The organism is Nocardioides zeae (genome assembly GCF_030818655.1).
Taxonomy (GTDB): domain Bacteria; phylum Actinomycetota; class Actinomycetes; order Propionibacteriales; family Nocardioidaceae; genus Nocardioides; species Nocardioides zeae_A.
Genome location: NZ_JAUTAN010000001.1, coordinates 2,187,953 through 2,213,493 on the forward strand (window position 1 = coordinate 2,187,953; position 25,541 = coordinate 2,213,493).

25 protein-coding genes, 1 tRNA gene and 1 riboswitch are annotated in these 25,541 nt (G+C 72.9%); of the genes, 13 read left to right on the forward strand and 13 right to left on the reverse strand.

The features are described from left to right. Nucleotides 1-172: 172 nt before the first annotated feature. From QE405_RS10455 to QE405_RS10475, 5 genes are all read right to left on the reverse strand, one after another. Nucleotides 173-448 carry a MoaD/ThiS family protein gene (locus QE405_RS10455; RefSeq protein ID WP_307200425.1) on the reverse strand — a complete coding sequence of 92 codons (276 nt, stop codon included), beginning with the start codon at nt 446-448 and terminating at the stop codon, nt 173-175. A 33-nt stretch (nt 449-481) separates the two neighbouring features. Next, on the reverse strand, nt 482-1,786 hold the full coding sequence (gene thrC, locus QE405_RS10460) for a threonine synthase (protein WP_307200427.1): 1,305 nt from the start codon (nt 1,784-1,786) through the stop codon (nt 482-484). 9 nt (nt 1,787-1,795) lie between these two features. Further along, nucleotides 1,796-1,933, reverse strand: a riboswitch (SAM riboswitch). 135 nt (nt 1,934-2,068) lie between these two features. Beyond that, nucleotides 2,069-2,914: a trehalose-phosphatase gene (gene otsB / locus QE405_RS10465; RefSeq protein WP_307200430.1), complete on the reverse strand. Its 846-nt coding sequence runs from the start codon at nt 2,912-2,914 to the stop codon at nt 2,069-2,071. A 76-nt stretch (nt 2,915-2,990) separates the two neighbouring features. Then, complete coding sequence (locus tag QE405_RS10470) at nt 2,991-3,530, reverse strand: LytR C-terminal domain-containing protein (protein WP_307200432.1); 540 nt, start codon at nt 3,528-3,530, stop codon at nt 2,991-2,993. Beyond that, a complete protein-coding gene (locus QE405_RS10475; protein WP_307200434.1) occupies nt 3,527-3,829 on the reverse strand; it encodes a DUF3263 domain-containing protein in 303 nt (100 codons plus the stop codon). Before QE405_RS10475 ends, QE405_RS10470 begins: the two co-directional genes overlap by 4 nt. A 153-nt stretch (nt 3,830-3,982) precedes the next feature. Here QE405_RS10475 and QE405_RS10480 point away from each other — a divergent pair, with 153 nt between their 5' ends. Genes QE405_RS10480 through QE405_RS10495 form a run of 4 tightly spaced genes read left to right on the forward strand, consistent with a single transcriptional unit; the run spans nt 3,983 to nt 9,477 of the window. Then, the gene (locus tag QE405_RS10480) at nt 3,983-5,425 is read left to right on the forward strand and encodes an alpha,alpha-trehalose-phosphate synthase (UDP-forming) (protein ID WP_307200436.1); all 1,443 of its coding nucleotides are present in this window, start codon (nt 3,983-3,985) and stop codon (nt 5,423-5,425) included. 56 nt (nt 5,426-5,481) lie between these two features. Next, on the forward strand, nt 5,482-6,696 hold the full coding sequence (locus tag QE405_RS10485; RefSeq protein WP_307200438.1) for an alpha/beta fold hydrolase: 1,215 nt from the start codon (nt 5,482-5,484) through the stop codon (nt 6,694-6,696). Then, entirely contained in the window at nt 6,683-8,047 is a 1,365-nt protein-coding gene (locus tag QE405_RS10490) for an MFS transporter (RefSeq protein ID WP_307200440.1), read from the forward strand. Before QE405_RS10485 ends, QE405_RS10490 begins: the two co-directional genes overlap by 14 nt. Continuing rightward, entirely contained in the window at nt 8,044-9,477 is a 1,434-nt protein-coding gene (locus tag QE405_RS10495; protein WP_307200442.1) for a pyridoxal phosphate-dependent decarboxylase family protein, read from the forward strand. Before QE405_RS10490 ends, QE405_RS10495 begins: the two co-directional genes overlap by 4 nt. Before the next feature lie 30 nt (nt 9,478-9,507). Here QE405_RS10495 and QE405_RS10500 read toward each other — a convergent pair whose 3' ends face one another. After that, on the reverse strand, nt 9,508-9,852 hold the full coding sequence (locus tag QE405_RS10500; RefSeq protein WP_307200444.1) for a hypothetical protein: 345 nt from the start codon (nt 9,850-9,852) through the stop codon (nt 9,508-9,510). A 102-nt stretch (nt 9,853-9,954) separates the two neighbouring features. Here QE405_RS10500 and QE405_RS10505 point away from each other — a divergent pair, with 102 nt between their 5' ends. After that, entirely contained in the window at nt 9,955-11,172 is a 1,218-nt protein-coding gene (locus QE405_RS10505) for an NAD(P)/FAD-dependent oxidoreductase (RefSeq protein ID WP_307200445.1), read from the forward strand. Nucleotides 11,173-11,179: 7 nt separating this feature from the next. Continuing rightward, nucleotides 11,180-11,878, forward strand: coding sequence for a uracil-DNA glycosylase (locus QE405_RS10510; protein WP_307200448.1), 699 nt, complete (start codon nt 11,180-11,182; stop codon nt 11,876-11,878). Nucleotides 11,879-12,159: 281 nt separating this feature from the next. Here QE405_RS10510 and QE405_RS10515 read toward each other — a convergent pair whose 3' ends face one another. Then, complete coding sequence (locus tag QE405_RS10515) at nt 12,160-12,639, reverse strand: MarR family winged helix-turn-helix transcriptional regulator (RefSeq protein ID WP_307200450.1); 480 nt, start codon at nt 12,637-12,639, stop codon at nt 12,160-12,162. 113 nt (nt 12,640-12,752) lie between these two features. On the opposite strand from QE405_RS10515, the gene QE405_RS10520 reads away from it, so the two are divergent. The 3 genes from QE405_RS10520 to QE405_RS10530 all read left to right on the forward strand — a co-directional run bounded on the left by QE405_RS10520 (nt 12,753) and on the right by QE405_RS10530 (nt 15,592). Next, entirely contained in the window at nt 12,753-13,541 is a 789-nt protein-coding gene (locus QE405_RS10520; protein WP_307200453.1) for a dioxygenase family protein, read from the forward strand. Nucleotides 13,542-13,590: 49 nt separating this feature from the next. Next, nucleotides 13,591-14,472 (forward strand): pyridoxal kinase PdxY, encoded by an 882-nt coding sequence (gene pdxY, locus QE405_RS10525; protein ID WP_307200455.1) that lies wholly within the window; start codon nt 13,591-13,593, stop codon nt 14,470-14,472. Between the two features lie 139 nt (nt 14,473-14,611). Beyond that, the gene (locus QE405_RS10530) at nt 14,612-15,592 is read left to right on the forward strand and encodes a pirin family protein (protein WP_307200457.1); all 981 of its coding nucleotides are present in this window, start codon (nt 14,612-14,614) and stop codon (nt 15,590-15,592) included. Between the two features lie 39 nt (nt 15,593-15,631). Here the strand turns inward: QE405_RS10530 and QE405_RS10535 are convergent. Beyond that, nucleotides 15,632-15,704 (reverse strand) — tRNA-Thr (locus QE405_RS10535). An 84-nt stretch (nt 15,705-15,788) separates the two neighbouring features. On the opposite strand from QE405_RS10535, the gene QE405_RS10540 reads away from it, so the two are divergent. Together QE405_RS10540 and QE405_RS10545 are read left to right on the forward strand one after the other, a co-directional pair. Then, on the forward strand, nt 15,789-17,048 hold the full coding sequence (locus tag QE405_RS10540; protein ID WP_307200459.1) for a DUF4032 domain-containing protein: 1,260 nt from the start codon (nt 15,789-15,791) through the stop codon (nt 17,046-17,048). Between the two features lie 9 nt (nt 17,049-17,057). After that, the gene (locus tag QE405_RS10545) at nt 17,058-18,290 is read left to right on the forward strand and encodes a GNAT family N-acetyltransferase (RefSeq protein WP_307200461.1); all 1,233 of its coding nucleotides are present in this window, start codon (nt 17,058-17,060) and stop codon (nt 18,288-18,290) included. Here QE405_RS10545 and QE405_RS10550 read toward each other — a convergent pair. The 5 genes from QE405_RS10550 to QE405_RS10570 all read right to left on the reverse strand — a co-directional run bounded on the left by QE405_RS10550 (nt 18,284) and on the right by QE405_RS10570 (nt 23,394). Beyond that, nucleotides 18,284-19,486: an MFS transporter gene (locus tag QE405_RS10550; RefSeq protein ID WP_307200463.1), complete on the reverse strand. Its 1,203-nt coding sequence runs from the start codon at nt 19,484-19,486 to the stop codon at nt 18,284-18,286. The genes QE405_RS10545 and QE405_RS10550 overlap by 7 nt on opposite strands. A gap of 102 nt (nt 19,487-19,588) precedes the next feature. Continuing rightward, on the reverse strand, nt 19,589-19,975 hold the full coding sequence (locus tag QE405_RS10555; RefSeq protein WP_307200465.1) for a hypothetical protein: 387 nt from the start codon (nt 19,973-19,975) through the stop codon (nt 19,589-19,591). Beyond that, a complete protein-coding gene (locus tag QE405_RS10560; protein ID WP_307200466.1) occupies nt 19,950-21,980 on the reverse strand; it encodes a hypothetical protein in 2,031 nt (676 codons plus the stop codon). The genes QE405_RS10555 and QE405_RS10560 overlap by 26 nt, the downstream gene beginning before the upstream one ends. Then, nucleotides 21,977-22,618, reverse strand: a complete 642-nt coding sequence (locus tag QE405_RS10565) for an ABC transporter ATP-binding protein (RefSeq protein WP_307200468.1) — start codon at nt 22,616-22,618, stop codon at nt 21,977-21,979. The genes QE405_RS10560 and QE405_RS10565 overlap by 4 nt, the downstream gene beginning before the upstream one ends. A 116-nt stretch (nt 22,619-22,734) precedes the next feature. Continuing rightward, a complete protein-coding gene (locus QE405_RS10570) occupies nt 22,735-23,394 on the reverse strand; it encodes a haloacid dehalogenase type II (RefSeq protein ID WP_307200471.1) in 660 nt (219 codons plus the stop codon). A 113-nt stretch (nt 23,395-23,507) separates the two neighbouring features. Between QE405_RS10570 and QE405_RS10575 the strand changes: the two genes are divergently transcribed. Both QE405_RS10575 and QE405_RS10580 read left to right on the forward strand, forming a co-directional pair. Next, the gene (locus QE405_RS10575; RefSeq protein ID WP_307200473.1) at nt 23,508-24,269 is read left to right on the forward strand and encodes an ABC transporter ATP-binding protein; all 762 of its coding nucleotides are present in this window, start codon (nt 23,508-23,510) and stop codon (nt 24,267-24,269) included. Next, a complete protein-coding gene (locus QE405_RS10580) occupies nt 24,262-25,527 on the forward strand; it encodes a hypothetical protein (protein ID WP_307200475.1) in 1,266 nt (421 codons plus the stop codon). Before QE405_RS10575 ends, QE405_RS10580 begins: the two co-directional genes overlap by 8 nt. Nucleotides 25,528-25,541: the final 14 nt, after the last annotated feature.

The window sequence follows — 25,541 nt, forward strand, 5'->3', positions numbered from 1 at the left end:
AGCACCAGGTGAACAGCGCCCCAACCCCGGCCGCCCTCGCCGCGACGGTTGGTGGCGGGGGGCCGAGACTCGCAAATTCCCCGGTCGACCGGGGAACACGCCACTTAGCGCATCAATATTGATGGTCTGAGCGACACATTCCCCGGTCGACCGGGGAAAGTGTCGGCCCGGATCAGCCCCCGGCGACGGCCGGGATGATCGAGACCTGGGTGCCGGGGGCGGTCGGGGTCGCGAGGTCGTCGAGGAACCGCACGTCCTCGTTGCCGACGTACACGTTGACGAAGCGGCGCAGGTCGCCGTCGTCGTCGAGCACGCGTGCCTTGATGCCGGGGTGGCTGGCCTCGAGGTCGTCGATGACCTGGGCCAGGGTGGCCCCGGAGGCCTCGACCTCGGACGCGCCGCCCGTGTAGGTGCGCAGGATGGTCGGGATGCGGACGGAGATCGACACGGGAGTTCCTCGGCTTCGGCGGGAGGGGGACGGTCAGGCGAGACCGGTGGCGGCGAACGCGGCGTACGTCGGCGCGATGGTCGCGGCGGGAGCGACGCGGTCGGCGACGGCGTCGAGCGTCTTGAGGCCGTGGCCGGTGTTGATGACGACGGTCTCGAGGGACGTGTCGAGCTGGCCGGTCTCGACGAGCTTCTTGAGGACGCCGACGGTGGTGCCGCCCGCGGTCTCCGTGAAGATGCCCTCGGTGCGGGCGAGCAGCACGATCGCCTCGCGCACCTCGTCGTCGCTGATGTCCTCGACGACACCGCCGGTGCGGCGGCAGACGTCGAGCACGTAGGGGCCGTCCGCCGGGTTGCCGATGGCGAGCGACTTCGCGATGGTGTCGGGCTTGACCGGGCGGACGACCTTCTTGCCGTCCTTGAACGCGGCCGACACGGGCGAGCAGCCCGTGGCCTGCGCGCCGAAGATCTTGTAGGGCTTGTCCTCGACGAGACCCAGCTTGATGAGCTCCTGGAACGCCTTGTCGACCTTGGTGAGCTGCGAGCCCGAGGCGACGGGGATGACGACCTGGTCGGGCAGGCGCCAGCCGAGCTGCTCGGCGATCTCGTAGCCGAGCGTCTTGGAGCCCTCGGCGTAGAACGGCCGCACGTTGACGTTGACGAACGCCCAGCCGTCCTCCTCCCCCGCGATCTCGGAGGCGAGCTTGTTGACGTCGTCGTAGTTGCCCTCGACCGCGACGAGCGAGTCGGTGAAGACGGCCGAGTTGACGACCTTCGGCGTCTCGAGGTTGCTCGGGATGAAGACCACGGTCTTGATGCCGGCGCGCGCACCGGCGGCGGCGACGGCGTTGGCCAGGTTGCCGGTCGAGGGGCAGGCGAAGACGCGGCTGCCGAGCTCGCGGGCGGCGCTCAGCGCGCAGGCGACGACGCGGTCCTTGAAGGAGTTCGTGGGGTTGGTCGAGTCGTCCTTCACCCACAGCTTCTCGAGGCCGAGCGTGGCGGCGAGGTTCGTCGCCTCGAGCAGCCGGGTGAACCCGGGCTCGGTGTTGGGGCTGGTCTCGATGTCGGCGGGCACCGGCAGCAGCGCCTTGTAGCGCCAGATGTTGCGCGGGCCGGCCTCGATCTCGGCGCGGGTCACCGCGGGGAACTCGTAGGCGACCTCGAGGGGACCGAAGCACTCGGGACAGGCGTAGAAGGGACCGAGGTCCACCTGGTGGCCGCACTCGCGGCAGGCGAGGGCCGTGGCGTTGCCGAACGCGCCCTCCCGGAGACCGTGGCCAGGCGTGGCCCCGGCGTCCTCGGCGGGGGCGGGGCTGGTCTCGACGACAGACGTGCTCATGAGTCCTCCTCCTCATCTTCCCCGCGGCGACGGTCGCCGTGGGCGGATTTGGCACCGTTTCCACGACCGCCGCAGTGGTGCGACGGGGAGTTCGTGGCGGTTGCCGGGACGTCGTCGGGCCGTTCCCTCAGTCCCTCTCGATGAGCTGTGCAGCAGGTTAGGAGGACGCCGCCGCGGGGTCCTAATCGCAGTCCCACGATGTAGGACGATGCGCCACATCATGAGACACGCGATGGGCAGGCTCCGCCCCGGCGGAGCGGGGAGGAGCGGGTACGCCGCGTGTCAGGTGCGCACGGAGGCGGCGTCGGCTGTGAGGCGGCGCAGCAGGTCGAGCACCCCGTCGGGGCCCTCGACGACGACGTCCGCCAGGTCGGCGAGCGCGCTCTCCTCCTCGGAGGCCGAGGCCACCAGGAGCGTCGGGAGGCCCTGGCGGCGGAGCTCGGCGACGGCGTGGAAGGCCTCGACGTCGCCGAGGTCGTCACCGCCGAAGAGGAAGCCACCGGCCCGCGTCTCGCGCACGAGGACCTTCACGGCCTCCCCCTTGTGCATGCCGGGCGAGCGCACCTCGATGACGTTGCGGCCCGGCTCGACGCCGAGGTCGTGGGCGGCGGCCAGCTCGGTGACGAGGGGCAGCAACCGGTCGTACGCGGCCTGCGGGTCCTCCAGCCGCCGGGTGTGCACGGCGATCGCGAGGCCCTTCTCCTCGACGTACGCGTCCTCGGCCTTGGCGGTGCGCAGCACCTTCGGCAGACCCAGGAGGAACGACGACAGCCCCTGCGGCGGGCGCGGGGAGCGCACGCGGCGGTCCTGGGTGTCCCAGCGCTCGTTGCCGTACTGACCGAAGACGTAGAGGTCGCTGCCCGCGTCGTGCACCAGCTCGCCCACCTCGTCGAGGCCGCCGAGGGCCAGCACCTGGCGCGCGGGACGGCCGGTCACGACCGCGAGCGCACGCACGTGGACGGCGAGGTCGACGAGCACCCCGGGGGCCTCGTCGTGGATGTGCGCGGCGGCGGGGTCGTCGACGATCGGCGACAGGGTGCCGTCGAAGTCGAGCGCGATCACGGACCGCGCGGCCACGTGCACGAGCTCGTCGTAGCGGCGCGCTGCCTCCGCCGAGGTGAACTGCATGACGCCTATCGAAGCACGCGCGGCGCCCATCCGCCGCACGGACGGTCAGGGTGACGGCTCAGCGGTGAGCCAGGTCTCAGGAGGCGGAGTAGTCCGACGTGAGGATCACGGTCAGGCGGTCGCCCCGCATCGGGTCGACGGCGGGCATGAGGCGCGCGATGCCGAGGTCCTCGGCGAGCAGCTGGGCCTGCGCCTCGAGGCGCTCGGGGTAGTAGACCGTCGAGCTCGGGATCGTGCCCACCCAGTTGTCGGAGCCGACGACCTGCCAGCCGGCCGCCGAGGCGGTCTCCCCCGTGCGCGACGCCAGGCCGCTGATGCCGGAGTTGTTGTAGACCTCCACGACCGTCTGGGACTTGTCGATCTCGGGCTCCTCCGTCGTCGGCGGCGCCGTGGGCTCGGGCTCCTCCGTCGCGGGGGGCTCGGTGGTCGAGGTCGCGGCGGGCGCCGCGGCCGAACGGATCTCCTCGTCGCCGTCGTCGCCCCCGGTGAAGGCGAACGCCAGTCCGGCCATCACCACCGCGACGACGCTCAGCGCGACGAGGGGGGCCGGGTAGGCGGCGCCCCGCTGGTCCCCGGTACGGCGCGCGCCCGCGCGCTGCGACATCGGGGGCCTCACGCGTCGAACCCGAGGCGGCGGGCCGAGCGCTGCCGCTGCCGCGCGGCCCGGAGGCGGCGCAGGCGACGGACGAGCAGCGGGTCGGCGGCCAGGGCGTCGGGAGAGTCGATGAGCGCGTTGAGCACCTGGTAGTAGCGCGTCGAGCTCATCGCGAACTTCTCGCGGATCGCCTGCTCCTTGGCCCCCGCGTACTTCCACCAGTGCCGCTCGAACTCGAGGATGTCGAGGTCGCGCTCGGACAAGGCAGTGCTCCCGGGGGTGTTCCGCGCAGCGGCGGCGACGGCGTTCGCGGCATCCATGGTCAGGACTCCCTCGGAGGATACGGTCCCGCCAGCGGCTTCCGGACGCCCCGGCGGGTGACATCGCCCTCGATCGTACGCGCCGAATCACAGCGGTGTCATTCGCTGCGCGGCGTGGCGCCGTGTCTCCCGCGACGCACTAGGGTGGACGTCGTGGCTCGCACCGGCACGGCAGACCTGGTCATCGTCGCGAACCGACTTCCCGTCGACCGCACGACCAATCCCGACGGCAGCCGCGGCTGGCGTCGCTCCCCCGGCGGGCTGGTCAGCGCCCTCGAACCGGTGATGCGGGCGGGGGACGGCGCGTGGATCGGGTGGCCCGGCGTCGCGGGCCACGACGACCTCGAGCCCTTCGTCGAGGACGGGATGCAGCTCGTCCCCGTGGGCCTCAGCGCCGAGGAGGTCGAGGAGTTCTACGAGGGCTTCTCCAACTCGACCCTCTGGCCGCTCTACCACGACGTGGTCGCCAAACCGGAGTTCCACCGCGAGTGGTTCGACTCCTACGTGAAGGTCAACGAGCGCTTCGCGGCGGCGGCGGCCGAGGTGGCCTCCGAGAACGCGACCGTCTGGGTGCAGGACTACCAGCTGCAGCTCGTGCCCCGGATGCTGCGCGACCTGCGGCCCGACCTCCGCATCGGCTTCTACCTGCACATCCCGTTCCCCCCGAGCGAGCTGTTCCAGCAGCTCCCGTGGCGCCGCCAGGTGCTCGAGGGCCTGCTCGGCGCCGACCTCGTCGGCTTCCAGCTGCCGGCCGCGGCGCAGAACTTCATCCGGCTCGTGCGCCAGCGCGTCGGCCACAAGACGCACCGCGACACCGTCTACCTGCCCGACGGGCGCACCGTGAAGGCCGCCGCGTTCCCCATCAGCATCGACACGGCCGGCTTCGAGGAGCTGGCCCGCTCGGAGAGCGTGGAGCGCCGCGCCCGCGCCATCCGCGAGGCCCTCGGCAACCCGGCGAAGATCTTCCTCGGCATCGACCGGCTCGACTACACGAAGGGCATCTACGCCCGGCTCCGCGCCTTCTCGGAGCTCATCGCCGACGGCCACTTCGGCGTCGAGGACGCTGTCTTCGTGCAGGTCGCCACGCCCTCGCGCGAGCGGGTGGAGCAGTACCGGATCCTCCGCGACGAGATCGACCGGCTCGTCGGCCGCATCAACGGCGACCTCGGCCGCATCGGCCGCCCGGCGATCTCCTACCTCCACTCCTCCTACCCGCGCGAGGAGATGGCCGCGCTCTACCGCGCGGCCGACGTCATGGTCGTCACCCCCTACCGCGACGGCATGAACCTCGTGGCCAAGGAGTACGTCGCGTGCCGCTTCGGCAACGACGGGGCGCTCGTGCTCTCCGAGTTCGCCGGCGCGGCGGAGGAGCTCCGCCAGGCCTGGCTCGTCAACCCCTACGACATCAACGGGATGAAGCAGGCGCTGCTCGCGGCGTACGAGGCCGACCCCAAGGACCTCAACCGCCGCATGAAGGCGATGCGGCGCACGGTGCGGGAGAAGGACGTCGCCTTCTGGGCCGACCACTTCCTGGAGGAGCTCTCCGCGACCCGGCCCGAGCACGGCAAGCCGCTGCGACCCGCGCGCAAGTCCTGAGGAACAGCCTGCGGGACCCTCCCCGCGGCGGGTGACTCGCGAGTACCTTTCGGGCCATGGACCTCCTCCCGAAGCCCGACCAGGTCGTCGCGGCCACCGGCAACGTGGCCCACAAGGTGCTGTACGGCGGGCTGGCGGACCTCCGTCCGATGCCCCGCGTGCTCATCGACGACGGGCAGCTGCGCGAGGTCTACCACTACCGGCCCGACCCGTCCGCCCCGGAGACGGGCGACCCGGTCCTGCTCGTCACGCCGCTGGCCGCGCCAGCGACGTGCTTCGACCTGCGGCGCGGCTGCTCCCTGGTCGAGCACCTGGTGCGGGGCGGTCGGCCGACCTACCTGGTGGAGTACGGCCAGGTGTCCTTCCGCGACCGCAACCTCGGGATGGAGCACTGGATCTCGGAGGTCGTGCCCACGGCGATCCGCGAGGTGTCGGAGCACGCGGGCGGACGTCCCGTGCACGTCGTCGGCTGGAGCCTCGGCGGCATCTTCTCCGTGCTGACGGTCGCCAACGACCCCGACCTGCCGGTCGCCTCCCTGTCGGTCGTCGGGTCGCCCTTCGACCTCAGCCGGGTCCCTCTCATCGCGCCGCTGCGCCCGCTGCTCAACCTCGACCTGCTGCCCCCGCAGCTGCGGGCCGTGACGCGGGCCTACCAGGCCTTCGGCGGCGCACCCCGGCCGCTCGTGCGGTGGGCGTTCCAGCTCTCGGCGTTCCAGAAGCTCGTCACCAAGCCGCTGGCGCTCCTGCAGAACCTCGACGACCCGGAGTTCCTCGCCCAGATCGAGGCCGTGGACCGGTTCACCGCCGGGATGATCGCCTACCCGGGCCGGTCGTTCGGGCAGCTCTACCACCGCATGTACCGCGGCAACGCGCTCCTCTCCGGCGTCTTCGAGCTCGACACCCCCGACGGCTCGACGGAGGTCTCGCTCGACGCGATCACGTGCCCCGTGCTCGTGTTCGCCGGAGCGAACGACGGGATCGCGCCGATCAGCGCGGTCAAGCCGCTGACGACGCTGCTGCCGAACGCGTCCGAGGTGCAGTTCGAGGTCGTGCCCGGCGGGCACCTCGGGATGCTGACGGGTCGCGCGGCCCGCACGACCACGTGGACCGCGCTGGACGAGTGGGTCGACCGCTGGTCGACGCCGACCCCGGTGGACGGGCCCGGTCCCGAGGGTGGCGCCCCCTCGTCCCCGAGCGCTCCCCGGGCCGACCGCATCGGCTCCAACCGCGCCCGCCGCTACGGATCGGCGTCGTCGCGTGCCTTCGGCTGAGGTCTCCCCCGCGGGGGTGTCCGGGGCGCTCCCCCGCTCGGTCCGCATCGGCTACGGCAGCGGCTCGGTCGCGACGGGCGCCTTCGGCACGGTGCCGGGGCTGATGCTGCTGCCCTACCTCACCGACCAGCTCGGCATCGCGGCGCTGCTGGCCGGCGCCATCGTGGTCGCCCCCAAGGCCTGGGACGTCGTGCTCAACCCGGTCGCCGGCCGCATCACCGACCGGAGCACCGACCCGCGCGGGCCGCGCCGGCCGTGGCTGCTGCGCGCCGGTCTCCCGCTCGCCGTCCTGTTCGCGGTCATCTTCGCCTCGCCCGGCTTCGACTCCCGCGCCCTCGAGGCGGTCTGGGTGCTCGTCGCGTTCCTGGCGTGCGCGACGGCGTACGCCTTCTTCCAGGTGCCCTACGTCGCCATGCCCGCCGAGATCACCGACTCCTACGACGAGCGCACCCGGCTCATGACGTGGCGCGTCGCGCTCCTCGCGCTGACGATCCTGCTGGCCGGGGCGAGCGCACCCGCGATCCGGGACGCCGTCGGCGGACGGGACGGCTACCGCGTCATGGGTGTCGCGATGGCCCTCCTCATCGCCGTGGGCGTGCTCGCGGCGTACGTCGGCACGCGGCGCGCGCCCGTCCGCGCCCCCGCCGCCGGGGTCGGGAGCCTGCGCGAGCAGCTGCGGGTCGTGGCCCGGGCGCGCGACTTCCGGCTGCTGCTCACGACGTTCCTGCTGCAGGCCCTCGCGACGGGCACGATGCTGGCGGGGGTCGACTACGTCGCGCGCCACGTGCTCGGGAACGCGGGCGCGGCGACGCTGCTCTTCGTGTGCTTCGTCGGACCGGCGCTCGTGCTGACGCCGGCGTGGACGGCGTACGGCGAGCGGGTGGGCAAGCGCCGCGGCTACACGCTGGCGTCGCTGCTGCTCGCCGCGGGCGCCGTCGTGCTCGTGGGCGCGGAGGTGCTGCCGGGAGCGGCCGTGTACGGCGCGGTCGCGCTCGTCGGCGTGGGGTACGCCGGCTGCCAGGTCTTCCCGCTCGCGATGCTCCCCGACGCCGCCGCGGTCGACGCGCGGCGTACCGGTGAGAACCGCGCCGGGGTCTACACGGGCGTGTGGACCGCCGGCGAGACGCTCGGCCTCGCGCTCGGACCCGGCGTCTTCGCCGTCGTGCTGGCCCTCGGCGGCTACGTCTCGGGCACGGACGGCGGCACCAGCCAGCCCGGCTCCGCCGTCACGGCCATCGTGCTCGGCTTCTCGCTCCTGCCCGCGGCGCTCACGCTCGTGAGCCTGCTGTGGCTGCGCCGCTACCGCCTCGACGCGGCCACCGTGGCCGCCCCCGAAGGGAGTCCCGCATGAACGGCGACGAGGTGCTCGCCCGGCTGGCCGAGCTGCAGCAGGGCGACCTGCCGACGCACGGCGGTCGCACGCTGGCCTACGTCTACGACTCCGGCCTCGCCGAGGTCGATCGCGTCGGGCGGGAGGCGGTGGCCGCGTACGCCGCGACGAACGGCCTCGACCCGACGGCCTTCCCCAGCACGCTGACGATGGAGAACGAGGTCGTCGGGCTCACCGCGGACCTCCTCGGCGCACCGGAGACGGTGGTCGGCACGGTCACCTCCGGCGGCACGGAGTCGGTGCTGCTCGCGGTGCAGGGGGCGCGGGACGCGCGGCCCGACGTGGCGGCGCCCCGGATGGTGCTGCCCTCGACGGTGCACGCCGCGTTCCTCAAGGCGGCGCACTACTTCGGCGTCGAGGCCGTCGTCGTGCCCGTCGGACCGGACCACCGGGCCGACGTGGCCGCGACCCGGGCGGCGGTGGAGGCGGACCCGGAGCGCACGGTGCTCGTGGTGGCCAGCGCCCCGTCGTACGCCCACGGCGTCGTCGACCCCGTGACCGACCTCGCGGCGATCGCCGCGGAGCACGGCACCCGCTGCCACGTCGACGCCTGCATCGGGGGGTGGGTGCTGCCGTACGCCGCGCGCCTGGGCCGCGACGTACCGCCGTGGACGTTCGCGGTGCCCGGGGTCACGAGCATCTCGGTGGACCTGCACAAGTACGCGTACGCGCCCAAGGGGACGTCGGTGCTGCTGCACCGGACGCCGGAGCTGCGGCGCCCGCAGTTCTTCGCGTCGGCCGACTGGCCGGGCTACACGATGCTCAACACGACGCTGCAGTCGACGAAGTCGGGCGGACCGCTCGCGGGCGCCTGGGCGGTGCTGCGCACGATCGGGGACGAGGGCTACCTCGAGCTGACGCGCACGCTGCTGGAGGGCGTCGACGCGCTGGTCGCGGGGGTCCGCGCGATCGACGGGCTCCACCTCGTCGCCGAGCCGGACTCGAGCCTGGTGACGGTCGCGACCGACGGCACCTGCGACGTCTTCACCATCGCCGACGAGCTCGCCGCCGCGGGGTGGCTGGCGCAGCCGCAGCTGACCTTCGCCGGCCAGCCGCCGACGCTGCACCTGTCGCTGAGCGCGGCGACGGACGTCGGGGCGTTCCTGGCGGCGCTGCGCTCCGCGGTGGCCGTCGCGGTCGAGCGCGGGCCGGTCGCGGTGGACCCGGGCATCGTGGAGTTCGTGCAGGCGCTCGACCCCGCGGCGCTCTCCGACGCCGACTTCGACGGCCTGCTGGCCGCGGTCGGCATGGTCGGCGGCGAGGAAGGTCCGGGCCTGCCCGAGCGGATGGGCGAGATCAACGCGCTGCTCGACGTCGGGAGCCCGCGGCTGCGCGAGGCGCTGCTGACGGCGTTCCTCGACCGGCTGGCGCGGCCGGTGCGGACGATCTGACGCACGGGGTGGGTCGGATCCTCCGGTGGCTCAGGCGTCCCTGCTCGGCGTCTCCCCGAGGGCGTTGGCCACCTCGTAGATCTCGATGACGAAGTCGGGCCCGTCGAACCGGTTGCCCTCCGGCACCTCTTCGCCCTCCGCGGCGGGGATGATCATGAAGGTCTCGCTGGCGAGGCGGTTGCCGATCTGCCCGGTCTTGCGGGAGACGACGTTGCCGGTGACCTCGACCTTCCCGATGGCGCCGTTGAACCACTTCACCTCGCAGCTGTGCGGGCGCACGAGGTAGCCGCCCTTGCTGGTCTCGAAGTCCGGGGCGTCGTCGAGCCGGTAGCTGACGGCGGTGATGCGGCGGGGCTTGCTGAGGCAGACGACCATGCGGGCTCCTGGGTACGGCGACGGGCTGGCCCGCGACGTACCCGACGGCCGTCCGCGCAAACGCGAGCCGCCGGGTTGGGGGCCCCTGTCACCGTGAGGGGCATGAACGCACCTCGGGTCTTCGACCACGTCATCGTCGGCGGCGGGATGGCGGCCGACGCCGCCGCCAAGGGCATCCGCGAGCTCGACGCTGACGCCTCGATCGCGATCCTCGGCGAGGAGCCGACGGCGCCGTTCCCGCGCCCGGCGCTGTCGAAGAAGCTGTGGACCGACCCCGACTTCACGTTCGACGACGCCGCGCTCGACACCGAGGAGCAGACGGGCGCGACCCTGCGCCTCGACGACGCCGTCGTCGCGCTCGACCCCGAGGCGCGGGAGGTGCGCACGCGGACGGGCGAGGTCTACGGCTACGGGAAGCTGCTGTTCGCCACCGGTGGGCGCCCGCGGCAGATCGACGGGCTCGACCCGGGCGAGCGGGTGCTCTACTTCCGCACGCTCACCGACTACCACCACCTGCGTCGGCTGTCGGAGGGCCACCCGCACGTCGCGGTCGTGGGCGGCGGCTACATCGGCTCCGAGATCGCCGCCGCGCTCGTGCAGAACGGCTGCACGGTGACCCTCGTGCACCCCGACGACGTGCTGGGCGGCTCGATGCTGCCGCCGACGCTGGCCCACCGCTACGAGACGCTCTTCGTCGACGGCGGCGTCACGCTCCGCCCCGGCACGAAGGTCAGCTCGGGCACCGCCGACGAGACGGGCGCCGAGCTCGTCCTCGACGACGGATCGACGCTGACCGCGGACGTCGTCGTGGTGGGCCTCGGCATCGAGCCCGCGGGCGAGCTGGCGGGCGACGCCGGCATCGTGCTCGCCGACGACGGCAGCATCGAGGTCGACCGCCACCTGGCCACCAACGTGGCCGACGTGCACGCGGCGGGTGACGTCGCGACGTACACCGACCGCATCCTCGGCCGCACCCGCGTCGAGCACGTCGACAACGCGACCACCATGGGCACCGTGGCCGGCCGGATCCTCGCCGGCAGTGACGAGACCTACGACCACACGCCGTACTTCTACTCCGCCGTCTTCGGCACCCGCTTCGAGGCCGTCGGCACGCTCGACGCGTCCCTGCCGATCATCGAGGACCACCTCGACGACGAGCGGGCGGTGGCCTACTACCTCGACGAGGACGGCCGCGCGGTCGTCGGCGTGCTCCTGTGGGACGTCGAGGAGCGTCGGGACGCCGCTCGCGAGGTGCTCGCGTCGCAGCCCCTCGCCGACGGCGCGGACCCCTCGACGCTGGTCGGTCGCATCGGGGCATGATCGGGGCGTGAGCCTGCACGGACTGGTGGAGAAGGGCCTCGTCGCCGCGGACTGGGCGGAGGCGATGCGCGAGGTCGACCCGACGATCGACGACCGGGTCGCCGCCCTCGGGCAGTTCCTCCGCGCGGAGATCGCGGCCGGCCGGCCCTACCTGCCCGCGGGCGAGCACGTGTTCCGGGCGTTCGCACGGCCGCTGGCCGACGTGCGGGTGCTCGTCGTGGGCCAGGATCCCTACCCCACCCCGGGCCACCCCATCGGCCTCAGCTTCGCGGTCGCCCGCGACGTGCGACCGATCCCCCGCAGCCTCGCCAACATCTACCGCGAGCTCCACGACGACCTCGGCCTCACGCCCCCGCCGCACGGCGACCTCACCGCGTGGGCCGACCAGGGCGTCATGCTCCTGAACCGCTGCCTCACGGTGCGCCCCGGCGCCTCCGGATCGCACCGCGGCCAGGGCTGGGAGCACGTGACGGCGACGGCGATCACGGCGTGGGTACGACGCGGTGGACCCCGCGTCGCCCTCCTCTGGGGCCGCGACGCGCAGGGCCTCGCACCGCACCTCGGCGACGTGCCCTCCGTCGCGTCGGTGCACCCGTCCCCGTTGTCGGCCAGCCGCGGGTTCTTCGGGTCGCGACCGTTCTCCAAGGTCAACGCGCTGCTCGAGGAGCAGGGCGGCCAGCCGGTCGACTGGGCGTTGCCGGACTGAGGGGTCGGGCTGGGCTCGGCCGCCCCGGGGAGGGACCGCCGCGGGCGAAAGAAAACGCGGACCGGGCCCGGCGACGCCCGGAGGCGGCGAAAGAAAACGCGGACGAGGACCGGCTCGGCCTCGGCGTGTCGCCGGTCGGATCCCGCACTCTTCTCGACCCGTCCGTGCCGGCTGCGCACTTTCTTTTTCCGGGTACGCGTTTTCTTTCCCGTACCGCTCCCCCCGCCGCGCCCCGGGTCCGCGTTTTCTTTCCCCCACGGCGCCCCCGCGCCCACCCGACCTCAGCCGTCGAGCGTGCCCAGGTCGGACTCGTCGAGGTTGCTCCGCATCGTCGACGCGATCGCGGTCAGCTGGCGGACCTGTTCCGGGGTGAGCCCGTCGAAGACGAGCTGCCGCACGGCGCGCACGTGGCCCGGGGCGGCGTCGACGAGCACGTCGTAGCCCGACGGCGTCAGCGTGCACTCCGTGACCCGGCGGCTGGTCGGCGACGGGCGGCGCACGATCCAGCCGCGCAGCTCGAGCTTCTTGACGACGTGGGAGAGCCGCGAGAGGGAGGCGTTCACCCGGTGCGCGAGCTCGCTCATCGCCAGCGTGCGTTCCGGGGCCTCGGACAGCATCGCGAGCACCTGGTAGTCGAAGTGGGTCATGCCGGCGTCGCGCTGGGCCTGGGAGTCGAGGGCCGGACCGAGGCGCAGCAGCACTCCCACGAGGGCGAGCCACGCGTCCATCTCGTCGTCGTCGAGCCAGGGTGCGTCCGACACGTTGCGCACCCTAGGCCATGGCCGCGGCGTACCGATCGGGTGCGATCGAACAGGAATGCTTGAAACTTCAACCTTGTTGTCCTAGCATCCTCTCGACGACAAGGAGACCCACCATGAGCACGCAGTCGGACCGCATGCCGGCCCTCTACATCGGCCACGGCGCGCCGCCGCTCCTCGACGACCCGGTGTGGTCGGGCCAGCTGGCGGCCTGGGCGAAGGACCTGCCGCGACCGAAGGCCGTGCTCATCGTCTCCGCGCACTGGGAGTCGGCGCCGGTCAGCCTGAGCGCCTCGGGCCCGGGCGTGCCGCTCGTCTACGACTTCGGCGGGTTCCCTGCGCACTACTACCAGATGCAGTACGCCACCCCCGACGCCTCCGCCCTCGCCGCCCGCGTGGCGGCGATGATGCCGGACGGCGAGCCGGTCCACCAGCACACGTCACGGGGCCTCGACCACGGCGCCTGGGTGCCGCTGAAGATCATGTACCCCGAGGCCGACATCCCCGTCCTGCAGATGTCGCTGCCCACCGACGACCCCTACCGCCTCCTCGCCCTCGGCGAGCGCCTCCGCCCGCTGCGCGACGAGGGCGTGCTCGTGATCGGCTCCGGATTCCTCACCCACGGCCTGCCGTTCCTCCGCGAGTTCCGCATCGACGCGACGGCGCCGGGCTGGTCGGTCGACTTCGACCTCTGGGCCGCCGACGCGCTCTCCCGCGGCGACGTGGACGAGCTCGCGGCGTACCGCTCCAAGGCCCCCGGCATGCCCTACGCCCACCCGACCGTCGAGCACTACACGCCCCTCTTCATCACCCTCGGCGCCGCGCTGAAGGCGGACGAGCCGGGCGACCAGCGCATCGACGGCTTCTGGATGGGCCTCTCCAAGCGCTCCCTCCAGGTGGCCTGACCCCTCACCCGTGGGTGCCCGGCGACCGGGCGTGGCAGGATGATTCGCCGTGAAGATCCTGTCGATCCAGTCGTCGGTCGCCTACGGCCACGTCGGCAACTCCGCCGCCACGTTCCCCCTCCAGCGCCTCGGTCACGAGGTGTGGCCCGTGGTGACGGTGCACTTCTCCAACCACACGGGGTACGGCGCGTGGCGGGGTCCCCTCCTCGCCCCGAGCGACGTCGCGGACGTCATCACCGGCATCGGTGAGCGGGAGGTCACGGGCACCGACGGGAAGCCGGTCAGCGTGCTGGCGACCGCCGACGCCGTGCTCTCGGGTTACCAGGGCGCGGAGGACGTCGGCGCCGTCGTCCTCGACGCCGTCGCCCGCGTCAAGGAGCTCAACCCGGCCGCGGTCTACTGCTGCGACCCCGTCATGGGCGACGTCGGCCGCGGGATGTTCGTGCGGCCCGGCATCCCGGAGTACATGCGCGACCACGTCGTGCCCCACGCCGACATCCTGACGCCGAACCACTTCGAGCTCGACTTCCTCGCGGACCGCACCACGCGTACCGAGGCCGAGGTGCTCGACGCCGTCGACGCCGTCCGCGACCGCGGGCCCCGCGACGTGCTGGTCACCAGCGTCATCACGGACGAGACCCCGGCCGGCACCCTCGAGGTGCTCGCCGTCTCCGACGACGGCGCGTGGGCCGTGCAGACCCCCCAGCTCCCCATCGCGCCCAACGGCTGCGGCGACCTCACCTCGGCGCTCTACCTGGCGCACCTGCTCACGACGCGCTCGCCCCAGGTGGCCCTCGAGCGCACCACGTCGAGCGTCTTCAGCGTGCTGGAGGCGACGATCGCGGCCGGTACGCGGGAGATCCAGCTCATCGGCGCCCAGGCCTCGATCGCCAACCCGCCCGAGCGGTTCCAGGCGCGTCAGCTGCGCTGAGGCACCCCGCACCCCTCCCGAGTCGTGGCCCCAGCGCTCCGAAAAACAGCCCTCTGGGGCCACGACTCGGAGCCGGGAACATCTTGCGCTCGCATCTAGTTCAATGTTCAACTAGATCACCCGAGCCGAGGAGCCCCCGATGCCTGCTGTGAACGTGCCCGACTGGACCGTCCTCCCCCGCACCGTCGCGGCGCTCCCCGGAGCCGAGGACCGCGCGGTCGTCAGCGTGACCACCGCCCCGCAGGGCTACGAGGGCGAGGGCTTCCCCGTGCGCCGCGCCTTCGCCGGCGTCGACGCCCGCCAGCTCGACCCGTTCATCCACCTCGACCAGATGGGCGAGGTGGAGTACGCACCGGGCGAGCCGAAGGGCACCCCCTGGCACCCGCACCGCGGCTTCGAGACCGTGACCTACATGATCGACGGCGTCATGGACCACCAGGACAGCCACGGCGGCGGCGGTTCCATCACCGACGGCGACACGCAGTGGATGACCGCGGGCTCCGGCCTGCTCCACATCGAGGCCCCGCCGGAGTGGCTCGTCACCCAGGGCGGCGTCTTCCACGGCCTGCAGCTGTGGGTGAACCTGCCCAAGGCCGCCAAGTGGCTGCCGCCGCACTACCAGGACCTCCGCTCCAGCGAGGTCGGCCTCGGCACCTCCCCCGACGCCGGCGCGCTCATCCGCGTCATCGCCGGCGAGGTCGACGGCATCCGCGGCCCGGGCAGCACCCACACCCCCATGGCGATGGTGCACGCGACCGTCACGCCGGGCGCCGAGCTCGTGCTCCCCTGGCGCACGGACTTCAACGCGCTGGTCTACGTGATGTCGGGCAACGGGTACGTCGGGAGCAAGCGCCGCCCGCTCCGCACCGGTCAGCTCGCCGTGCTCGGTCACGGCGAGACGGTCACCGTCGGCGCCGACCGCGCGCAGGAGTCGCGCCACGAGGCGCTCGAGGTCGTCGTGCTCGGCGGGCAGCCGATCCGCGAGCCGATCGCCTGGATGGGCCCGTTCGTCATGAACACGCGCGCCGAGGTGCTGCAGGCGTACGAGGACTTCAGCAAGGGTCGGCTCGGCACGATCCCGACGGTGCCGCACAGCGAGGTCCAGGGCGAGATCCGCTGACGCGGAGGCCCGACCGAGGGCCGGCACGACGAGGAGGAGGGCCGCCTGCGGGACTCGAACCCGCAACCTTCGCATTACAAGGGCGCTGCGCTACCAGTTGCGCCAAGGCGGCATGCCGCGTCGGCGAGCGAGCAGCACGGGCATCGTAGAGGGCTGATCGGCCCCGGATGTTCTAGGGTCGGGCGCGGAGGAACCCATGGCACTTCGCATCGTCGCGAGCCGGCCCGACCCGGCGCTCCTCGCCCTGCCCTGGACGACCCCGCTCGAGGAGTGGACCGAGCACGTGGTCCCGCTCCCCCGCGGCCTGTCGCGCCACGTGGTCCGCATCGTGCAGCTGCCCGGCAAGCGCGGCCCGGGGCCGATCGTGGCGGTCAAGGAGACCGTCGAGCCGATGGCGTTCCGCGAGCACCGCACGCTGCGCGACCTGCAGCGCGCGGGGCTCCCCGCCGTCGTACCGCAGGGGGTGGTCACCGGGCGCACCACCGCCGACGGGGAAGAGCTGCCGGCCGCCCTGCTCACGGAGCACCTCCGCTTCTCGCTCCCCTACCGCAGCCTGTTCGCGCGCGCCTCCGGCACGGACTACGTGCCGTCGCTCGTCGACGCGCTGGTCGTGCTGCTGGCGCGGCTGCACCTCGCGGACTTCTACTGGGGCGACGTGTCGCTCTCCAACGTGCTCTTCCGGCGCGCGGCGGGCGGGTTCGCGGCGTACCTCGTCGACGCCGAGACCGGCGAGTGGCGCAATCCCCTCTCGGACAACCTGCGGGCGTACGACGTCGAGGTGGGCTGCCAGAACGTGTTCGCCGAGCTGCTCGACCTGCAGGCGGCCGGGTCGCTCGCCGCCGACGTCGACATCCACGGGGTCGTGCGGATGGTGCAGGAGCGGTACGAGGCCCTCTGGGCCGAGCTCACCGGCACCGAGGAGTTCTCGACCGACGAGATGTGGCGGATCGAGCGGCGCATCGACCGGCTCAACGAGCTCGGCTTCGACGTCGAGGAGCTCGACATCGTGACGGACTACGACGGCGACCGGGTGCAGATCCAGCCCCGGGTCGTCGAGGCCGGCCACCACTGCCGCGAGCTGCGCGCCCTGACGGGGCTCAACGTGGAGGACGCCCAGGCGCGGCGCCTGCTCAACGACATCGCAGCCTTCACGGCCCACCACGGCCTCGGCGGTGCCGACCGCTCGCTGGTGGCGCACCGGTGGATGACCGAGGTCTACGAGCCGCTCTCGGCCATGATCCCGCCGGACAGCCGTGGCAAGCGCGAGCCGGCGGAGGTGTTCCACGAGGTGCTGGAGCACCGGTGGTACCTCTCCGAGCAGGCCGGCCACGAGGTCGACATCTTCCTGGCGGCGCGCGACTACGTCGACCACGTGCTCACGCGCCTCGAGGAGGAGGCCGTCACCCCCGACGTCGCGACCGAAACCGAGTCGATCGAGGACGTGCACCAGCCGTAGGTTCCTCCCATGGCCCTCCACACCCGCCGGCTCGGTCCCGACGACTCGCAGGCGGTGCTCGACCAGTCGCTCGCCCTGGGGGTCGAGGCGTTCGGGCCCTACCCGGCGCACCTCCCCCGGCCACCGATGCCCGAGCCGGGCGCGTGGCCCGACGGGGTGTCGGTGTGGGCGACGTTCGAGGACGCGGCCGAGGACGCCGGTGACCCCCGGATGGTCGCCCGCGTGCGCACCCACGCCTACGCCTCGTGGTGGGGCGGCGCCGCGATCCCGACCTGCGGCTTCGGCGGCGTGGTCGTGGCCGCCGAGCACCGCGGCGCCGGGCTGCTGACGGAGCTCTTCGCGTCGTCGCTGCGCGAGGCGGCCGACCGGGGTGACGCGATGTCGGGGCTGTTCCCGACGGCGCCGGGCATCTACCGCAAGTTCGGCTACGAGGTCGTGACCGCGCTCGACACCGTGCAGGTGCCGCTCGCCGACCTGGCCGGGGTGCGGCCGGCGCCGTCCGTGCGCGTCCGCCGCGCGACCCCCGCCGACGAGCCGGCGATCGCCGCGACGTACGACCTCTGGGCCCGCGAGCAGAACGGCCCTCTCACCCGCCGCGGCCCGCTCTTCGCGAAGCCCAAGGAGCGCGGCCCCGCCGAGGGCGTGACGCTCGCCGAGGAGCGGGCCCCGGACGGGGGGTGGCGGGTGGTCGGGTACGTCGCGTGGGAGCGGGAGGCCGGGTACGGCGCGGACAAGTCCCTCCAGGTCGACGACCTGGTCGCGCTCACGGGCGACGCCGCCCGCGCGCTGTGGAAGGTGGTCGCGTCGTTCTCGTCGGTCAACGGGTCGGTGCGGCTGGAGACGTCCGACCCGGACGCGGCGCGCCTCGTGCTGCCGTCACTGGCGTGGCAGCGCGTGAAGTCGCACCCCTACATGGTGCGGGTGCTCGACGTGCCCGGGGCGCTGCTGCCGCGGACCTATCCCGTGGACGGGACGGCCGTGTTCGAGGTGGCCGGGGACGTGCTGGGGCTGGTGGACGGGACGTGGGAGCTGGCGGTCTCGTCCGGGGTCGCGACGGTACGGCGCGTGTCCGGGGTCGAGGCGCCGCGGTTGACCGTCAACGGGTTGTCGCTGCTGCAGGCCGGGGCGCAGTCGTGCGCGAACCTGCGGATGCTGGGTGTGCTGGAGGGGCCGCGCGAGCACGACGGGGTGCTCGACGCGTGGTTCGGCGGGCGGCAGGTGCACGTGCGGGACTACTACTGAGGGGCCTCGGACGCGACCTCAGCCCCGTTGCGCAGGACGAACGGAACAGCGGCTCCGGCGACCGCCGTCATGACGCCGGCGACGACGAACGCGGCAGGCAGTCCGTACGCCTTCGCGACCCCGCCGCCGGCCAGTGCCCCGAGCGGCATGCCGAGCTGGACCAGGAACCGGTAGCCGGCAGAGACCCGACCGAGCACTGCGTCGGGCACCAGTCGTTGACGCTTGGCCACGGTCAACACGTTCCAGACGAGCACGCCTCCGTTGCTGACCGCGACCAGGACGGCCGCCACCCAGGGCGAGCGGGTCACGGCCAAACCGCCGAGGGCAGCAGCAGAGATCATCACCGCTGCGAAGAGCGTCCAGCGCAGGGGCAGCTTCGCGAGTGCAGGCGCTACGAGCGATCCGGCGACACCGCCGAGCGAGGCGACGATCGCGAGGACACTGAAGCCGAGTGCCGAGAGCCCGAGGGTGTCGGTCGCGTAGAGCACGAAGACCGCGGTCCACACCATCGATGCGGCACCGAGCGCCGTCGACATCAGGGCGAGGGCGCGGAGCTCGCCCGTGCGGAGCAACCACGCCATGCCTTCGCGGACCCGTTGGGGCATGCCGGGAGATCCGGGGTCGCGCACCGGGCGGTTGCTCGCGCCCGGGTTGAGTGCCATGACGAGCGCGGCGGCGAGGAAGGTCACGGCATTGATCCCGAAGGCGGCCGTGACGGCGACTCCGAAGAGCAGTCCTCCCAGGGCAGGTCCCAGCATCGAACCGACGACCAGCTCGGTGCCCATCAGCCTCGAACCGGCGCGTTCCAGGTCGGACTGATCCACCGTCGCGGGGATGATCGCCATCGACGACGAGTCCACCACCGACTCGGCAGCCGCCAGGATCGCAGCGATCGCGACGAGGAGCGCGAGCGACAGCTGGTCGATGGCCAGGAGCAGCACGAGCACCGCCACGACGACGCCGCGCACGACGTCCAGGACGACCCGGACCGTCCGCCGGTCCACCCGATCGGCCAGGTCACCGCCGGGTAGCGCCGCGGCCAGCCACGCGACCCGCTCCACGACGGCCACCATTGCGATGAGGAGCGGGTTCGACGTCAGCGACGCAGCGAGCAGCGGCATGACGACCGCGCGTACGCCGTCGCCGAGGTTCGAGAGGCCGGTCGCCGTCCAGAGGAGGTTGAACTCGCGCCTCATGCGGGCGGTCCCAACTCTTGGATCCGGTCGTCGCCGCCACTCACGATGCGCGATCTGAGGACGCCGTCCATCGACGTTAGGGGGCGGGCAACCGTCACCGACTCACTCCCCGCTCCCCGCCGGCACCCGCACCAGCGCGACCACGACCGCAGGCAACGCGAGCGCGGCCAGCGGCGCGGTCAGGGCCCACGCCGCGCCGTACGACGCGTCCACGTCGATGCTCGTCAGCCAAGCCGCGAGGAATGCGAGCGGCAGGGTCAGGAGGAGGCAGGCTCCGGTCCCGGTGACCCACAGGACGGCGAGAGCCCAGCGGCGGCGCCCGCTCGCGCCAAGGGCGACGAGCTGACCGCGGGCCAGGCCGTTGCTGGTGGCGACCGACAGGCCCACGAGCAGCACGAGACCGAGGGCCAGCGCGCCGGCCACGAGGCTCGTCGCCGCAGCGACGCCACGACTGCGCTCGTAGTCACTGCTGCCCGACGCGTCGATCACCTGCGCCGTCGGTGCGAGCCGGGAGACGGTCGCCCGGAGCTCCGCCCGGCTCTCCGGCGACAGGGTGCCGTGGTCCACGAGCACCCACCATCTCGGCATCGGCCGCGCGGAGGCCCAGCTCACCGAGCAGTGGATCGTCCGGCGGGAGCACCAGTCCCGGCAGGTTGCCGCCGAGACCGTCCTCGGGATCGGCCTCGACCGTCCCCGCCGGCGTGGCCTCGGCACCGGCGAAGCGCAGCAGCCCGACCTCGGACACGTCGTCGAGCAGCCCGGGGTCGGCGGCCGGTCGTTCGAGGTCGGCCGATCCGATCGCGACCGTGTTGACCGGCGCGTAGGTGTCCTGGCGGAAGCAGAGCGGGTCGACGGCGTCGGGGTCCCTGGTGCCCGCCTCCTCCATGCAGGCCAGGAGAGCCGGCCCGGTCACCCGCACCATCGACGTCGGAGACTCCTCGACCAGCCGGAAGCGCTCGAGCGTGCGGCCGCCGGCCGCGGCGTACGCGCTCGCCAGCTCGTCCGCGGCGCCCTGCGGGACCGGCGACACGACGAGGGATCCGGCAGGTTGGGGCGCGGACGAGGTCGTCTCGAACACGACGGTGTCGTGCGTGGTCTGCGCAGTGCGTGACCCAACGAGGACGCAGACGACACCGACCACCGCGGTGACGACGTGCAACCCGCCAGTGACCCGCCGCGAGAGAGTGCGGGTGGCGGGTGGCACCCGCGCGAGCACCAGCGGGAGGACGATCCCGGGCAGGGCTGCTGCCACCACCGCCGCGCCGAGCGGAGCGAGGAGGGTGAGCTGTCCCGGGGGATCGCTGCGGCTCGCGATCCCGGCAACGGCGAGGACTGTCGTGCCGCCGAGGAGCAGGAGCAGCGAGAAACCGGTGACGCGTCGGGGCGTCGGGGTCGAGCTGCCGGCGAGAGAGCCCAACGACCGCGCCGCACCGCCCAGCAGGCGGCCGCTCCAGACCGCCACGACGCAGAGACCCGCGAGCACGACGACCCAGACCCACGGCACGTCGATCCCCTGCCACTGCTCGCCGAGGACGGCCGACACCGGCTCCCGCGCCACCAGGAGGAGCAGGCTGACGGCCGCGGTTCCGACGGCGACCCCGGAGAGGGTCGTCATCACCAGGACACCCCGGTAGAGCCGCCACACCCGCCCGGCCGACCATCCGGCCGCGCGCAACCCCTCGCGGTCCGCACGCGTCGTCGGCACCGCGGCGACGACGATGCCGCCCAGCACGACGAGAACGAGCAGCGCCAGACCGGGTTCCGCATAGGCCGCGTCCGCGAAGGCCACCGGGGTGGACGCCGCCGCCTCCTCCGCCACGCTCGCGGTCGACCGGTAGCCGATCTTGCCCGCATCGATCTGCGCGCCGAGGCCGAGGGCACCGTACGGATCCGTGTCGGTGAACCACGCCGCCACCTCGGACGCTGGCAGGTCGGGGTCGACCCGCGTCACCGTGAGGTCCTCGCGGTCGGACGGGTCGATCGTGATCCCGGTGAGCACGAGGTCCTCGAACGCCGTCGGCTCGGTCGGGTCGACGACCCGCACGACGTCGCCCGGTTCCGCGTCCAGGAGCTCCGCGGCGTACGTCGACAGGGTGAGCCCCGAGGAATCGGTCGGGAACCGGCCGTCCGTCAGCACGCCGAGATGCAGCGACGAACCGGTCGTCACGCGGAGGTCCGCACTCACCTCTGCCCCGGCATGACGGACCTGCGCGCGCTGCTCGGCCACACCCGCGACGCGGTCGTCGGCGGCCAGCCGCGCGGACGCCTCGTCGCTCGACGCCTGCAGGGCATACGCACGATTCCCCTGGTCGGCCAGCGCCGCGTCCGTCGCCGCCCGCGCCGAGGAGTCGCGTACGGCGAGCACCCCGACCGCCGCGAACGTGAGAACGCCGGCGGTGAGGAAAAGTAGGAGGAGCGTGCGCCACCGGAACGCGACGAGCCGGCGAGCGGTCCGCCAGCGTGTGAGCGGCGTGCGACGCGGGCTGCGCCTCACCCGCGGACCAGCCGGCCCTGGTCGACCCGGAAGACCACGGCGGCGCGCTCGGCGACGCTCGCGTCGTGGGTCGCGAGGATGACCTGGACGCCCCGTGTGGCGCCGAGACTGACCAAGAGGTCGGCGACGACCGCGGTGTTCTCGGCGTCGAGCGCTCCTGTCGGCTCGTCGGCGAGCAACACGCTGACGCCCGGCCCGAGCGCCCGCGCGATGGCGAGACGCTGCTCCTCCCCGCCCGACAGCGTCCCCGGCAGGCGGTCGCGGTCGAGGTGCTCGAGACGGACGGCGGCGAGCCGCTCCCCCACCTCGTCATCGCCGAGGTCCTCCCCGCGCACCTCAGCGGCGAGCCGGAGGTTCTCCTCGACGGTGAGGAAGGGGACCAGCCGGTAGTCCTGGTGGACGAGCGCGACCCGGGGATCCCCGCCGCTGCGCCACGACGCCTGCCGCGGTGGCGTGCCGTCGATCTCGACGAGACCCGATGACGGTCGCTGCAGCCCGGCGATGACCCGCAGGAGCGTGGACTTGCCGCTTCCGCTCGGCCCCACGACGGCCGTCGGATCCGGCCCGAGCTCGACGGTCAGGCCGTCGAGCGGCGTGACGTCGCCGTACGCGACCGTCAGGTCCTCCACCGAGATCACTGCCGACTCCCCCGTCGCTCGTTGATCCAGCCCGCAAGCATCATGGCGATCGTCGGATCAGAACGTCAACGACACAGTCAACCTTGCCCCACGCCCGTGCGCCCTCGAGGCGTCCGCTACCCGCCCGCCGCCAGCGCCGTGAAGCTCGTGGCGCGCGCGTCGGGCGCCCGGAACGACGAGGGCCAGGCGCGCCCGCCCCGATCGATCCACACCGTCCGCATGCCCGCCGACGCAGCACCGTCGAGGTCCCACGGATGCACCGCCACCATCGTCAGCTCCCCCGCCAGTGTGCCGATCCGGTCGACGGCGTGGGCGTAAGCCGCGGGGTGCGGCTTCCACACCGACAGGTCCTCCACGCTCAGGACGTGGCTGATGCGGTCGCGGATCCCGGCCCGCTCCACGAGCCCCGAGGCCGAGGCGGCGGCGCCGTTCGTGAAGAGGCTGACCGTGTGCCCGGCGTCGGTCAGGGCGGTGATGCCGGGCGCGACGTCGGGGTGCACCGCGAGACTGCCCAGGGCACCGAGGACGTCGTCGACGACCGCCGACGGCGGAGCGTCGAGACCGTCGACGTCGGCGAGGAGGTGCGTGAGCACCTCCCTACCGAGCGCGAGGAAGCCCGGCGCGCGGCCGCGGATCGAGAGCGCGAAACCGTCGCGCAGCACCGAGGCGAACCACGTGCGCGCCAGCTCGGCGGGCGCGCCGTGCTCGCTCAGCACCGTCCCGAGGGGCGTCATGTCGGAGAGCGTCTCGTTGACGTCGAGCACGAAGTGGGCCATCTCGGCACGCTACCGGCCAGCCAGTAGCCGGCGATCTCGCTAGAGAAAGACCATATTGACAAGTGCAGAAGCCAGATGGAATCTGGTCACCCGGCCACTCCCAGGGGGACAACATGCGCGGTGCGGCCCTGATCAGCATCGAGGGCGTCAGCGCGGGCTACGGGTCGACCCTCGCATTGTCCGGCGTCTCGTTCAGCGTGGGCGCCGGCGTCTGCGCCCTCCTGGGTCCGAACGGCGCGGGAAAGACGACGCTGCTCAACAGCATCGTCGGCGTCAAGCGGTTCGACGGCCGCATCGAGGTCGGCGGTCGGGAGATTCGTCCCGTGCGGCCGCTGGACTGGAACCACGGCGTCAGCAAGGTCGGCTACCTCCCCCAGACCTTCAGCACGGCATCGACCCTGTCGGTCGACGAGGTCGCGACGTACGCCGCGTGGTGCAACGGACTCGGACGCAAGGCGGCACGTTCTGCGAGCGTCGAAGCCCTGCACACGGTGGACCTGGCTGAGAAGAGGAACTCCAAGGTCCGGACCCTCTCGGGAGGCGAGAGGCAGCGACTGGGGTTGGCCTGCGCCATTGCCCACCAGCCGTCGACCCTGCTGCTCGACGAGCCGACGGTCGGCCTCGACCCCTCGCAGCGAGCAAACCTCCGCGACTACCTCGCCCGTGTTGCCCGTGACCGGTGCGTCATCCTGGCCACCCACCTGCTGGAGGACGTGCGCGTGACGGCCGGGCGTGTCGTCATCCTGGCGGCGGGACGGGTCGCCTTCGACGGGACGACCAGCGAGCTGGCGGCCCACGGGGAGGCCGGACGTCGCGACCTGGAGTCCGACCTCGAGAGCGGCTACCGGCGCCTGGTCGAGGGCAGTGATGGCTGAGCAGGCATCGCCACTCTTCCCGCCGGCACGCTGGCAGGTGGGGGTGGTCGGGATGGTGGGGTCCGCCGCCCTCTCCTTCGTGCACAGCCGACCGCTCGCCGACTGGGCCTACGGCGATCTCGCTGCGGTGTCTGCCGAGTTCCGGCAGTCGATGCTGACCGTGGGCATCCTCGTCGCCGCTGTCGCCGCCTTCGCGCCCTCGACGTTCGCCGGACCCCGCGAGGTGCACGCACCCCTCGGTTCGCCGCGACGTGGGACCCAGCTCGCGGTCGCGACCATCGGTTTCGTCGCGGCGACGAGCGCCGTGGGCCTGACGCTCGGTCTGCTTCCGGCAGTCTGGAGCACGATCTCGAGCGCCACGTGGGGATCGCTGGACGCGGCGGCCATCGCGTCCGGCTACGCGGCGCTCCTCGCCTACGCGGCGCTGGGTGTCCTCCTGGGCTGCGTGCTGCCCACGTACGCCGCAGTGCCGGTTGCCGCAGCGGCGGCGTACGTTCTCCTCTTCTCGACCGGAGCCTTCGCCCCTGTCTTCCAGTTCGACGTCGTCAGCGGCTTGGTGGTTCCGACCGACCTCTCCCTGGGCCGCACCGCGTTCTTCCTCGGCGCGGCCGTCAGTCTCGGGATCGCCACCTCCGCCTGGCTCCGCATGCGGACCGTCTCGGACCTGCGGGCCCCGGCGGCGGCTGTGGTCGTCGCCGTCCTGCCCGTGGCCCTCGTCTTCCTGCTGGGGCGCTCGTACGGCGGCGCCCTGGTCGAAGGGGACACTGCCGCGCCTGTCTGCGCCGACACCGTTGGACCAGAGGTGTGCGTCCACCCCGCGCGCGACGTCATGCTGGCCCCCTTGGCTGGCGCGGTCGACGCCCTGGCAACGGGGGTCGGCCCGCAGATCCTGCCGCCGGGCGTCGTCTACGACGCCTCCGTCACAGTTCCCGCGGGCGAGGCCGACTACGTCCTCCACCTCCAGGCACAGGAGACCGATTGGCTGCAGACCGCGATCGGCGACCTCGCCACCGACGCGTCCGGGCTCGGGACGTGCATCGGGCTCGGGGACTACGAGTCCCAGGGCTTCGCGACCAGCAGTGCGGCCGCCGCCTGGATGATGGAGGAGGCCGGTTTCGACCCCCAGCCGTTGCTGCAGGTGCCTGACGCCTCCGAGGAGTACGACGCGCTTCGCCGCACGCCCGACCCGGCGTCGGCGATCGAGCGGGACCTCTCGGCTCTTCGCGGATGCCGAGGAACGTCGTTTGGCCGGCACTGAGGCGCCACCCGCGG

Bases quoted from the DNA above. Each gene is read 5' to 3' on its own strand.
- QE405_RS10485 (WP_307200438.1), top strand. From the start codon at position 5,482: ATGGACCTCCTCCCGAAGCCCGACCAGGTCGTCGCGGCCACCGGCAAC.
- QE405_RS10540 (WP_307200459.1), top strand. From the start codon at position 15,789: ATGGCACTTCGCATCGTCGCGAGCCGGCCCGACCCGGCGCTCCTCGCC.
- QE405_RS10505 (WP_307200445.1), top strand. From the start codon at position 9,955: ATGAACGCACCTCGGGTCTTCGACCACGTCATCGTCGGCGGCGGGATG.
- QE405_RS10545 (WP_307200461.1), top strand. From the start codon at position 17,058: ATGGCCCTCCACACCCGCCGGCTCGGTCCCGACGACTCGCAGGCGGTG.
- QE405_RS10530 (WP_307200457.1), top strand. From the start codon at position 14,612: ATGCCTGCTGTGAACGTGCCCGACTGGACCGTCCTCCCCCGCACCGTC.
- QE405_RS10495 (WP_307200442.1), top strand. From the start codon at position 8,044: ATGAACGGCGACGAGGTGCTCGCCCGGCTGGCCGAGCTGCAGCAGGGC.
- QE405_RS10475 (WP_307200434.1), bottom strand. From the start codon at position 3,829: ATGGATGCCGCGAACGCCGTCGCCGCCGCTGCGCGGAACACCCCCGGG.
- thrC (WP_307200427.1), bottom strand. From the start codon at position 1,786: ATGAGCACGTCTGTCGTCGAGACCAGCCCCGCCCCCGCCGAGGACGCC.
- QE405_RS10575 (WP_307200473.1), top strand. From the start codon at position 23,508: ATGCGCGGTGCGGCCCTGATCAGCATCGAGGGCGTCAGCGCGGGCTAC.
- QE405_RS10570 (WP_307200471.1), bottom strand. From the start codon at position 23,394: ATGGCCCACTTCGTGCTCGACGTCAACGAGACGCTCTCCGACATGACG.
- otsB (WP_307200430.1), bottom strand. From the start codon at position 2,914: ATGCAGTTCACCTCGGCGGAGGCAGCGCGCCGCTACGACGAGCTCGTG.
- QE405_RS10520 (WP_307200453.1), top strand. From the start codon at position 12,753: ATGAGCACGCAGTCGGACCGCATGCCGGCCCTCTACATCGGCCACGGC.
- QE405_RS10500 (WP_307200444.1), bottom strand. From the start codon at position 9,852: ATGGTCGTCTGCCTCAGCAAGCCCCGCCGCATCACCGCCGTCAGCTAC.
- QE405_RS10550 (WP_307200463.1), bottom strand. From the start codon at position 19,486: ATGAGGCGCGAGTTCAACCTCCTCTGGACGGCGACCGGCCTCTCGAAC.
- QE405_RS10580 (WP_307200475.1), top strand. From the start codon at position 24,262: ATGGCTGAGCAGGCATCGCCACTCTTCCCGCCGGCACGCTGGCAGGTG.